General features: G+C 38.0%; 11 protein-coding genes. 9 read left to right on the top strand and 2 right to left on the bottom strand.

Features of this window, described 5'->3' with window-relative positions; all coding sequences use genetic code 11:
- Nucleotides 1-73: 73 nt before the first annotated feature.
- Both truA and SB49_RS07700 read left to right on the top strand, forming a co-directional pair.
- The gene (truA, locus tag SB49_RS07705; RefSeq protein WP_062058986.1) at nucleotides 74-823 is read left to right on the top strand and encodes a tRNA pseudouridine(38-40) synthase TruA; all 750 of its coding nucleotides are present in this window, start codon (nucleotides 74-76) and stop codon (nucleotides 821-823) included.
- A gap of 1 nt (nucleotide 824) precedes the next feature.
- A complete protein-coding gene (locus SB49_RS07700) occupies nucleotides 825-2,591 on the top strand; it encodes an ABC transporter ATP-binding protein (protein ID WP_062055398.1) in 1,767 nt (588 codons plus the stop codon).
- A 1-nt stretch (nucleotide 2,592) separates the two neighbouring features.
- Here SB49_RS07700 and SB49_RS07695 read toward each other — a convergent pair whose 3' ends face one another.
- Nucleotides 2,593-3,381 (bottom strand): diadenylate cyclase, encoded by a 789-nt coding sequence (locus SB49_RS07695; RefSeq protein ID WP_062055396.1) that lies wholly within the window; start codon nucleotides 3,379-3,381, stop codon nucleotides 2,593-2,595.
- A gap of 55 nt (nucleotides 3,382-3,436) precedes the next feature.
- Nucleotides 3,437-4,258, bottom strand: coding sequence for a dihydropteroate synthase (gene folP / locus SB49_RS07690; protein ID WP_062055394.1), 822 nt, complete (start codon nucleotides 4,256-4,258; stop codon nucleotides 3,437-3,439).
- A 103-nt stretch (nucleotides 4,259-4,361) separates the two neighbouring features.
- Between folP and SB49_RS07685 the strand changes: the two genes are divergently transcribed.
- From SB49_RS07685 to SB49_RS07655, 7 genes are all read left to right on the top strand, one after another.
- Nucleotides 4,362-4,907 carry a DUF1599 domain-containing protein gene (locus SB49_RS07685; protein ID WP_062055392.1) on the top strand — a complete coding sequence of 182 codons (546 nt, stop codon included), beginning with the start codon at nucleotides 4,362-4,364 and terminating at the stop codon, nucleotides 4,905-4,907.
- A 20-nt stretch (nucleotides 4,908-4,927) separates the two neighbouring features.
- Nucleotides 4,928-6,025: a BT_3928 family protein gene (locus SB49_RS07680; RefSeq protein WP_062055390.1), complete on the top strand. Its 1,098-nt coding sequence runs from the start codon at nucleotides 4,928-4,930 to the stop codon at nucleotides 6,023-6,025.
- A 21-nt stretch (nucleotides 6,026-6,046) separates the two neighbouring features.
- Nucleotides 6,047-6,796, top strand: coding sequence for a triose-phosphate isomerase (gene tpiA / locus SB49_RS07675; RefSeq protein WP_062055388.1), 750 nt, complete (start codon nucleotides 6,047-6,049; stop codon nucleotides 6,794-6,796).
- Between the two features lie 83 nt (nucleotides 6,797-6,879).
- Nucleotides 6,880-7,722, top strand: a complete 843-nt coding sequence (prmA, locus tag SB49_RS07670) for a 50S ribosomal protein L11 methyltransferase (protein ID WP_062055387.1) — start codon at nucleotides 6,880-6,882, stop codon at nucleotides 7,720-7,722.
- Between the two features lie 111 nt (nucleotides 7,723-7,833).
- Complete coding sequence (locus SB49_RS07665; RefSeq protein WP_062055385.1) at nucleotides 7,834-8,691, top strand: M57 family metalloprotease; 858 nt, start codon at nucleotides 7,834-7,836, stop codon at nucleotides 8,689-8,691.
- Between the two features lie 129 nt (nucleotides 8,692-8,820).
- Nucleotides 8,821-9,096, top strand: coding sequence for an ATP-dependent Clp protease adaptor ClpS (locus SB49_RS07660; protein ID WP_062055383.1), 276 nt, complete (start codon nucleotides 8,821-8,823; stop codon nucleotides 9,094-9,096).
- 90 nt (nucleotides 9,097-9,186) lie between these two features.
- Nucleotides 9,187-12,000, top strand: a complete 2,814-nt coding sequence (locus SB49_RS07655) for a triple tyrosine motif-containing protein (RefSeq protein ID WP_062055381.1) — start codon at nucleotides 9,187-9,189, stop codon at nucleotides 11,998-12,000.
- Nucleotides 12,001-12,155 lie beyond the last annotated feature (155 nt).

The raw sequence follows: 12,155 nt of genomic DNA, 5'->3' as shown, positions 1-12,155 counted from the left end.
AATTTATGATAGTGTTGGATTTCTGTTTGGGAGGATTAAGGTATCTTTGCCATCACAAAAATACAGTATTCGTTTGAGATATTTTGTCGCCTTTTCATACTTCGGGAAGTCTTACCATGGATGGCAAAAACAGCCCAATGCATTGACGGTTCAACAGGTCTTGGAAGAAACATTTTCCACCTTGTTAAGACAGCCGGTTGAGTTGATGGGTGCGGGAAGAACGGATGCTGGGGTACATGCAAGGCAAATGTATGCCCATTTTGAGGTAGATGAGATAGTTGATAAAGAAGAACTTTGTTACCGTATGAATTCTTTTTTACCGGATGATATTGCAATCAGCGGTATTTATGAGGTTCCTGATAATGCCCATGCCCGCTTTGATGCAGAGGAGAGGACATATGAATATTGGATTGTTCAAGAAAAAAATCCATTTCATATGGATACGGCCCATTATATTAAATTTGGGTTGGATTTGGAAACGATGAACGAAGCGGCTTCCTTATTGTTGAAGCATACAGATTTTGAATGCTTTTCAAAATCAAATACCGATGTAAAGACCTTTTTGTGTAAGCTAAAGAAGGCAGAATGGACTATTCAGGGAGATGTTTTGGTTTTTACCATTACAGCGGACCGATTCTTGAGAAATATGGTACGGGCAATCGTAGGGACATTATTGGAAGTTGGACTTGGCAAATGTACTTTGGCAGGCGTTGAAGAAATAATAAATAGTAAGGATAGGAGCAAAGCTGGGGTTTCTGTACCTGCAAAAGGGTTGTACTTGACAAAGGTGAGCTATCCTTCACATATAAAATTGAAGTTATAATATGGATAAAGAATCAGGAAAAGCCTTTGATATGAGGTTGTTCAAAAGATTGATGAGGCATACAAAACCGTATAGCGTCACTTTTTACGGAGTAGCTTTTGCCGCGATTCTATTATCTGTTTTCGCTGTGTTGACCCCCATTTTGGTAGGCGATATTGTAGATGTGGCCATTAAAAACAAGGACGCGGAAAAACTATTGAACTTAATACTGATCATGTCCGCAGTTTTGCTGGGCGAGGTATTAAGTCAGCTGTCATTTAACTACTATGCAAACTGGCTTGGCGAATCGGTTATTCGCGATATTAGAATTGCCCTTTTTAAACACATGATCGGTTTTCGGATGAAATATTTTGACGGATCCTCCATTGGTGTTCTGGTTACAAGAGCCGTCGCAGATATGCAGCGTATTGGAGAAATATTCAGTCAGGGCTTTTTTGTCATTGTTTCAGATTTATTAAAAATGTTTGTGGTTGCGGGTGTTATGTTGGCCATGAACTGGAGGCTGTCCCTAATAGTTTTCGCCATCTTGCCCGTTTTGTTGTACGCCACCCGATTATTTCAAAAAGCCATGAAAGTGGCATTTATAGAAGTCAGGGCCCAAGTATCTAATCTTAATTCCTTTGTACAGGAGCGACTTACCGGAATGAAAATTGTACAACTGTTCAACAGGGAAAAATTGGAACGGGAAAAATTTCGTGCAATAAATGAGAAGCACAAGAATGCCTGGTTAAAAACGGTTTGGTACAACTCTATCTTTTTTCCAATTGCAGAAATAGTATCGTCTATCACCATAGGTCTGATCGTTTGGTATGGAGGGGTGCAAAATGTTACTGGGATAAGTCAAGAGGAATACGGTACTATTTTCTCCTTTATACTGTTGTCACAGATGTTGTTCAGACCATTACGTCAAATAGCCGATAAATTCAATACCCTACAAATGGGAATGGTGGCAGCCAACAGGGTCTTTAAAATTTTGGATACCAACAGTTCTATCGAGGACAATGGAGAACTGGAGATGAAAGAAATACAGGGCAATATATCCTTCAAAGATGTTCGCTTTGGGTATTTGGAGGACGAAGAAGTGCTTCACGGCATCTCCTTTGAAGTTAACGCCGGGGAAACCATTGCAATAGTTGGTGCAACAGGGGCTGGAAAATCAACCATCATCAATTTGCTGAATAGATTTTATGAGATAAATTCAGGTATTATAGCCATTGATGGAATAGATATTAAAACCTTTAAGTTGGCCTCTTTAAGGACCAAAATTGCTGTGGTACTGCAGGATGTATTTCTTTTTGCAGATACGATTGCCAATAATATTTCCCTAAAGGAGAAATCAATTTCCTTAGAAACCATTGAGCAGGCCGCAAAACAAATTGGCGTACATGAATTTATTTCAAGTTTACCGGGAGGATATCAATATAATGTAAAAGAAAGGGGATCCATGTTATCCAGCGGCCAACGACAGTTGATTGCATTTCTTAGGGCATACGTGAGTAATCCAAGTATTTTGGTTCTTGATGAGGCCACATCTTCTGTGGATACCTATTCAGAACAACTGATTCAAAAGGCTACAGAGAAAATTACGGAGGGAAGGACTTCAATCATTATAGCCCACCGTTTGGCCACAATCAAAAAAGCAGATAAAATATTGGTAATGGATGCAGGTGAAATTATTGAGACGGGCACCCATAAAGAACTCTTGGAAAAAGGCGGATATTATAAAAGCTTATACGAAGCACAATTCCTTGCAGAAGAAGTAGTGTAATTTAGTAGATCAGATCGTTCTTGATCATGTTGGTCAACTCATTAAGATCCTTAAATAGGATAAATTCTCCGTGTTTGATATAGGATATGGTACCGGTCTCTTCACTTACTACAATGGCCAGTGCATCGGTTTTCTCCGTAATACCAACTGCAGCCCTGTGTCTTAATCCAAAACGCAATGGGATGGTACGCTCATTAGAAACAGGTAAGATGACCCTAGTGGCTACAATGAAATTGTTTTCGATAACGGCGGCCCCATCGTGTAAGGGACTGTTCTTGTAAAAGATACTTTCTATAATGGGCTGGGTGACCTCAATATTCATTTTATCACCGGAAGACTTTATAAAATCCAAGGAGTTGTTTCGTTCAATGACGATGAGTGCGCCAGTTTTGGTGGCGCTCATTTTTTCACAGGCCCCCACAATGGCCTCCACATCTATTTCCGTAGTAAGAGCTTCTTGCTTCAGAAACTTAAATTGCCGTAAAAAACTCCGTTTGGAGGCAAAATTGGTGGATCCAACCATTAATAAGAACTTTCGTACTTCTTGTTGGAAAACAATAATAAGTGCAATAAGGCCAATGTTCATAAAACCACCAACCATACTGCTGATCATTTTCATTTCTACCAATTCTGTCAATTTCCACAGGGCCCAAACAATGACTATACCTATAAAGATATTGATAGCTACCGTACCACGGACCAATTTATAAATGTAGAAGAGGAGTATTGCTACAAGTATGATGTCCAAAAAATCTGTAATCTTAAAATCTAGAAAATTCAAAAAATCCAATGTAGCTGTTTTTTGTAAAAATAGGAAAAATAGGTGAACTTAAAATCGATTAAATTTAAAGGAAGGCTTGTCCTAAATTGATGCATTCCAGTGCTTCTTTTACATCGTGCACCCTCAAAATGTTGGCTCCTCGGTTCAAGGCAACCATGTTCAATGCCGTTGTACCATTCAAGGCTCCATTTGCGTTGGTCCCCAAAACTTTATAGATCATTGATTTTCTGCTCAATCCCGCCAATATAGGGAGTTCCAATAATTGAAATAGGTCCATTTTTTGTAAGACTTCATAATTTTGTTCCACAGTTTTTGAAAACCCAAAACCTGGATCTATAATGATGTCATTTATTTTGAGCTTCCTGGCAGCGGCAACCCTTTCAGAAAAATAAAAAAGTATATCTTTCATCAAATCATCATAGGACGTTTCCTGTTGCATCGTTTGCGGGGTCCCTTTCATATGCATCATGATGTAAGGAACCTGGTGATTTGCCACTTGTGTGAGCATATCGGTATCCATTTTACCAGCAGAAATATCATTGATCATGGCAGCGCCCCTATCCAAGCAGTAATGGGCTACTTTGGCTCTGAACGTGTCAATGGATATTAGTATTTGGGGATATTCTTTCAAAAGTAGTTCTACAATGGGAATAATCCTGTTTAGCTCTTCCTCTTCGGACACATGGGATGCCCCGGGTCTGGAACTATAGGCACCCACATCTATGAATGTAGCCCCTTCTTTTAGCATTTGTCCGGTCTTTTCCAGTATTACTTTATCATCCCTATACTTGCCACCGTCGAAAAAAGAATCGGGGGTAATGTTTAATATTCCCATTACTTTTGGGATATTTAGGTCTATTAAGTTTCCTTTGCAGTTAATGGTCATAGGATTAGAATAAAAGTACTTGTGGTTTAAAAGGTAAGTTTGAACCGTGAACTTTGAACAATTAAAAATTTTAAGCGAAATTTACACAAATTAGAAATACTACATGCAGCAAACCTCAGAACAATACGATGCGGTCGTGAAAACTTGTCGAGATCTGTTTTTAAAGAAGATGAAGGATTATGGTTGTGCCTGGCGTATTCTGCGACTACCATCATTGACCGATCAAATTTATATCAAAGCCCAAAGAATTCGTGGATTACAGGAAAATGAGGTCCGTAAGGTCGAGGAAGATGAAAAATCTGAATTCATAGGGATTATCAATTATTCAATTATGGCCCTTATTCAAATTGAAAAGGGGATAGCGGAACAACCAGATCTCTCCGCCGAAGAGGCACTTACCTTATATAATAAACACATAGACGCCACCAAATCCCTGATGGAAGATAAAAACCATGACTACGGTGAGGCATGGCGAGAAATGAGGGTTAGTTCCCTTACCGATCTAATTCTCCAAAAACTATTGCGGGTAAAACAAATAGAGGACAATAAAGGTAAAACATTGGTCAGCGAGGGTATAGGTGCTAATTATCAAGATATTATCAATTACTCCATTTTTGCCATGATACTGTTGGCATCCAAGAATATATAAAATCAGCTTCTTTTAATTATATGAAATATTTAGTAGGGTTTAGTCGAATTTTTGTTGGTGTATTATTTATTATAAGTGGACTTATAAAATTGAACGACCCTGTAGGTTTTTCATTTAAGTTGGAGGAATATTTTAGTCAAGGAGTACTAGATCTACCTTTTTTAATGCCTTATGCATTGGCCATATCCCTCTTTGTGGTTATATTGGAAGTGCTACTGGGGGTTATGCTCTTGGTGGGATTTAAAGTGAAATTTACGGTTTGGAGCCTTTTGCTCATGATTGTATTTTTTACGTTCCTTACCTTCTATTCTGCCTATTTTAATAAGGTGACAGATTGTGGTTGCTTTGGAGATGCAGTTAAGCTTACCCCTTGGGAATCCTTTACCAAGGATGTTATTTTATTGGTGCTTATCGTCATCCTATTTTTTGGCACCAAGCACATAAAGGCCATTTTTGGGGAAAAGGTGCAAGCACTTGTGACAGTGGTGACCGTTGTGGCTTGCGGTTTGTTCGCGAATTATGTGTTGAACCATTTGCCTGCAGTTGATTTTAGGCCTTATAAAATAGGCGTGAACATAGAGGAAGGCATGTCAGTACCGGAGGATGCCCCCAAAGCAGTATATGATTATGCATGGAGATTTATGGTGAACGGGGAAGAAAAAATAATAGTGACCAATGGAGGGTATCCAACAGTAGATGGGGAGTTTATAGATGTTGAGACCACCGAGATACAAAAAGGGTACGAGCCTCCTATTCATGATTTTACCATAGAAAAAGATGGGGAGGACAGGGCATCATCCTTGTTGTCCGAGGATAAATTGGTAATGGTCATAGCATATGATTTGGCAAAGAGTAACTTAAATGCCTTTTTGGACATAAAAAAAGTGACTGATCTCGCAAGAGACAAAGGATACAAAGTTATAGGGATGTCCGCATCCAACGAACAATATACCAAAATGATCATTGATGAATATCAATTAGATTTCGATTTTTATTTTACGGATGAGACAGCTTTAAAGACCATTGTACGTTCCAATCCAGCGATATTGGTCTTAGAAAAGGGCACCATAGTACAGAAAGTGCACTATAAGGATATAGAGGTATTAAATTTCAATTAAGAATAGTTAAAATAGGATAAGATGAGAAGTAAAATAGTTGCAGGAAATTGGAAGATGAACAAAAACCATAAAGAAACGGAGGCTTTGCTAGCAGAACTATCGGCAAAATTGCCTGATACCAATGCCGAGGTCATGGTAGCTCCAACTTTTGTGAATTTAGCTTCCGCAGTAGAGCATTTGGAATCATCTGCCATTGAGGTTATCGCACAAAATATGCATTTTGAAGAGAGCGGCGCATTTACTGGTGAAATATCTGCGGATATGCTATTAGATATAGGCGTGGACACGGTAATTATTGGGCATTCTGAAAGAAGGGCCTATTTTGGGGAAAACGATGAAATCTTACGCAAAAAAGTAGTTGCAGGCTTGGCAAAGGGCATGCGAATTATGTTTTGCTTTGGGGAAGAGTTGCAGGACCGTAAATCTGGAGATCATTTTAAGGTGGTGGCCAGTCAATTAAAAAATGCATTATTTGGATTGCCTGCAAGTGAATGGACCAAGATCATATTGGCATATGAGCCTGTGTGGGCCATAGGAACAGGTGAAACAGCTTCCCCTGAGCAGGCGCAGGAAATGCATGCCTTTATACGCAAAACCCTAACAGAGGCATACAATGCAAAAATAGCAGATAATGTTTCTATTCTTTATGGAGGTAGTGTGAAGCCAGGGAATGCAGTAGAGATATTTTCCAAGCCAGATGTAGATGGTGGACTTATAGGTGGAGCTGCATTGGTAGCTGACGATTTTATTGCCATTATCAAAGCAATTTAATCGTCCTTAGACAGGAAACATAATTTTAATACAAAGGAGGGGATTTCTGTAAAGGAATTCCCTCTCTTTAATGATAGTGTAAAATGCAGAACAATAATTATATCGAATACACCTTTACTGTAAGTCCATTACAGCCGGCAACGGATATATTAATAGCCCAATTAGGAGAAGTCGGATTCGAAAGCTTTGTGGAAACCGAAGTAGGAGCCTTGGCATATATAAAAAAGGAAGATTGGTCGGATGACATGTTAACATCTATTCAAATCCTCAGCAACCCAAATTTTACTATTGATTATGAGGTCGTTGAAATTGAACAGGAAAATTGGAATGCCACTTGGGAGCAAAACTTTAATCCCATACAGGTTGGGGATGCATGCGTTGTTAGGGCGCCTTTTCACGAAAAACCAGATGTAACCTATGATATAGTCATAGAACCCAAGATGAGTTTTGGGACGGGGCATCATGAGACCACCTATATGATGATGCAGCATATCCTAAACCATGATTTTACCGGGAAGTCGGTTTTGGATATGGGAAGTGGAACAGGCGTACTGGCCATTCTTGCAGCTATGAAAGGAGCTTCTGCTGTTGAGGCCATAGATATTGATAATTGGTGCTATCTAAATGCCTTGGAAAATGTGGAACGTAACCAACATCCAGAAATAAAGGTGTATGAGGGGGACGCAACTTTGTTGGAAGGGAAAAAATACGATATAATCATTGCCAATATTAATAGGAATATTCTTTTGGAGGATATCCCAACCTATGCGAAATGTTTGAATAAAAATGGAGTGTTATTTTTAAGTGGTTTTTACACCGAGGACATGTCGACTATAAGCGAAAGGTGTAGTCAATTTAATTTGCAATATGAATCCAATATAGAAAATAATAATTGGGTGGCGGTAAAATATCGAATACTACCATAAATCCGTTAATAAAATGTTGTATAAATAAAATATTGTAATATATTTCTCTAAGTATTGTAGGTAAATTCTTAACAATTCAAACTTTAGATTAATTTAATTACGAAATTTATTATGAAACATTTAAAATCAATCACCGTTCTATCGCTTTTTTTGATGGTATTTGTAGCTTGTCAAAAAGACAATGATTTCAATCAGGACATTAATGAGAATTCGCTGGAAGCCATTCCACAAGAATTGTCGTTGGAAGTTACGGAAGATATCATAAGCTTATTAAAAACAAATCATTATAATATAGGTGATGTCAAATCAATAGATTTTATGCTGCCAGATGGTAGTACAGAAAAACGAATCCAGGTAGAAGGTGATATTACATTTTCCAAGGCCCAATTGGAAAGCTTGAAGAAGATTGACAGGAGCTCCGATAAAAATTATCATACCACTAACCTTGTGTCCCCCAGGACTCTAACTATTATTGGGTATACTGGTGGTAGTCAAGCTTTATCTTCAAAAGAACGTACGGCATTGCAGTATGCTGTTGATAACTACAACAGACTAAATCTCTCTATTTCTCTTTCCTTGACCTTTGGGACCAATTACCAGAGTAAGGATATGGTAGTTTATTACAATCCAAGTGGATCCGGTTCTGGAGGATCTGCCGGTTTTCCAAGCAACGGGAATCCAAATAAATTTATTCAAATCTATGGATTGGACAACTACACTACAGACGTTAATGAGCATGTGATCACTCACGAAATTGGACATTCTGTTGGTTTTAGACATACAGATTGGCAGACAAGACAGAGCTGTGGACAAAACACCAATGAAGGTACTGCAGGAGTTGGTGCCAATCCAATTCCTGGCACTCCTGAAGGATACGACCCAACTTCTTTAATGCTGGCTTGCTTTAGTGCTAATGAAGATGGTGAATTCAATGCCAACGACATTATAGGCTTAAACTACCTGTATTAGAATAATAACCAAGACTACTTACTTGCAATAGTTAAAAAGTGCCTTTTGGGCACTTTTTTTATGTCTAATCACCAAATATTCAATGTATGTAAAACGAAAAATTATTATATTCGTTAAAAATAGCTTTCCATGAGTACAAAAGAAAAACTCTCGGAACAACTGCTTCTCGAGGAAGATACGGTCAAGCAAAATGAAATTATTCTTTTTAACGATGACGTCAATACCTTTGATTATGTTATCGAAACGTTGATTAATGTTTGTGATCATACTTCCGAACAGGCCGAACAATGCTCTCTTATTGTCCATTACAACGGTAAATGTACAGTGAAGACAGGAGAATATAGTGACCTAAAACCTCGTTGTAGCAAATTGTTGTTGGCTGGTCTTAATGCAGAGATTGTTTAGAGGGGCATTGTTTCTTACAGTGTAAAATAAAGCTTTGCCTTGATGGGTTCTTTTGCCCTATAACCAACATCATTTAAAATCGATATAAAATTGAAAGTTCCCAATTTTCTCCTATTGCTATTTTTGCTTTCCTCTTCATTTTATGCACAAGAATTACCACCAATTCAGAATTATTCGCCAGATGATTACCAAGGGGATAATCAGAATTGGATGATCTCCCAGAGCTCCAATAATTATATGTATATCGCCAATAATGCGGGGCTTATTGAGTACAATGGGGAGGGGTGGACACTCTATGGTTCCCCTAACGGTACTGTAATTAGGTCAATAAAGGTGATAGATGATTATGTCTTTACCGGGTGCTATATGGAGTTTGGCTACTGGAAAAAGGATGAAAATGGAAAGTTGGTCTATACATCATTAGTAGAAAAGCTGGATGTGCCTTTAATTGAAGACGAGCAATTTTGGAATATTCTAAATTTTGATGATTGGGTTCTTTTTCAATCATTGGACCGAATTTACATCTACAATAAAAAGAGCGAAAACTTCGAATTTATCGATGCAAAAACCACGAGGGCCAAGATTTTTAAGATTGCTAATACTGTATATTATCAAATTATAAATCAGGGGATCTATAAAATTGAAAATGGTGTTGGGGTGCTCATATCCGACGGGGAAATCGCCAAAAACAATGTTTTTGTGGGTGCCTTTGGTATTGAGAAATCGATGCGCTTTCTTACGGAGCAAGGCGAGTTCTATAGGTTTGAAAATGAGAGATTTGAGAAATGGGAGATAGCTGCGGATAAAGATCTTAAGTCGAAAACCATTTACAGTAGCCTGCAGTTAAGGGATGGAAGTTTTATTCTGGGGACCATCTCCCATGGAATGTACCATATAGACCAAAATGGATCACTTCTCAGAGTTATTGATAAAGAGGCAGGACTTCACAACAATACAGTTCTATCTGTTTTCGAGGATGTTGATTCCAATGTTTGGTTAGGGCTTGACAATGGAATCAGCATGATCAATTTAAATTCCCCATTCCGGGAATATATAGATTTTAAAGGCAGATTAGGGGATGTATATACGGCTAAGGTTTTTCAGGACAGGCTTTATATAGGGACAAACCAAGGGTTGTTTTACAAACGGTTGGATTCAAATGGAGATTTTGAATTGATACAAAATACCAACGGACAGGTTTGGAACCTTAAAATTATTGGGGATGCTCTGTTCTGTGGCCATACCGATGGTACATTTTTGATCAATGGCGAGGAGGCATTGAAAATTTCTGATTATCCCGGAACATGGGACATTAAAAGAATCGAAGGTCGTGAAAATTTATTGTTGCAGGGGAACTATTCTGGCCTAAGTATTCTTGAAAGGAAAGACGGACAATGGTTGTTCAGAAATAAAATTGAAGGGTTCGATATCTCTTCACGTTTTTTTGAATTCCTCAATGGCAATACCGTTATGGTCAACCATGAGGTAAAAGGGGTGTATACCTTGGAATTGGATCCACTTTTTAAAAAGGCAGTGATAAAGGATAGTCAGCAAGCTTATGGTTTTGGGACCAGTCTGGTAACTTATGGGGAGCGTTTGCTATATGCTTCCAATTCAGAAAATGGTGTTTATGCTTTCAATCGCAACAAAAGGGAATTCAAGAGGGATTCACTTTTTTCGAATATCTTTTTTGCAGAGGATGATCCCGTTAAAGGCACCCTTATTTCTGATCCGAACACTGCATCCTTATGGGGCTTTACCAATAGAAACCTTATTCGCGTTACTCCAGGTAGGTTCAATAATATACCTCGTGTTACTAAAATTCCTATTTCCAACGCTTTTAGGCGCAACCTAGGTGTAATAGGATTCGAATGTCTTGAATACCTGAATAATGGTAATTATCTTATTGGGGCCTCCGACGGATTCTCCGTATTAAATCTAGATCGATTAAATACCAAGAAATATGAAGTTCGTATTTCGGGGGTATTTAACAGATCGTTAGATGCCTCTCAAGAAAACCAAGTGCCCTTATTTTCGCAGGAAGCTTTTGATGCTAAACAAAACAATTTCTCAATTTCCTATAACGTTCCCGTCTATGATAAATACACGGAGGTATACTACCAATACAAATTGTCTGGCGGATATAACAACTGGAGCGCCTGGTCCAAAATTCCAGAAATATCTTTTAATAATCTACCACATGGATCCTATACATTTTCTGTAAGAGCTTTAATAGGAAACGAATTGTCCAATAACCTGGCCAGCTATTCCTTTACCATTTCTACGCCCTGGTATTTATCTGTTGTTGCGATCATGGGATATGTATTGGTAGTATTTATTATTTCCATTTTCGTGCATAAGCGTTATAAATCCTATTACAGAAAACAAAGGGAAGCATTGGTTAAGGAAAATGAAAAAAGGAACAAACAAAAGAAGTTACGGGCCGAGCGTAGACTTGTCCAATTAAAAAATGATAAATTAAAGCTCAAAATAGAGAGTAAAAACAGGGAACTTGCCGTTTCTACCATGAGCCTGATTAAAAAGAACGAATTCTTGAACACCATCAAGGAGCAATTAAAAGATGTCAAGGATGCCGCGAAAATAAAATCTGTGATCAAAACTATTGATCGAAACATTAACAATGAGGACGATTGGAAATTTTTCGAGGATGCCTTTAACAATGCGGATAAAGATTTTCTAAAGAAAATTAAGAATGTTCATCCAGAACTCACATCGAACGATTTAAGGTTGTGTGCCTATTTAAGGCTTAATTTGTCTTCAAAGGAAATAGCACCTTTACTAAATATCTCCGTGCGCAGTGTCGAGGTAAAAAGGTACAGATTGAGAAAAAAGATGGACTTATCCCATGAAAACAGCCTTACAGATTACATCTTAAACCTCTAAGAGAACACAACATTATTTTTAAGCACCACAACATTACCACAACATTCGTCCTTTTCGTAAAAATTTGTTAAATTAATTTACAAGGTTGTTTTATTTTAAAGCCTCAGTAAAATAAGGGGTCAATTGGTTATTTGATATTTTAATGGGTGTATTAT

This window comes from Sediminicola sp. YIK13, assembly GCF_001430825.1.
Lineage (GTDB): Bacteria > Bacteroidota > Bacteroidia > Flavobacteriales > Flavobacteriaceae > Sediminicola.
Note: the sequence above shows the minus strand (reverse complement) of the source record. Positions and strands in the feature narration are given on the sequence as shown.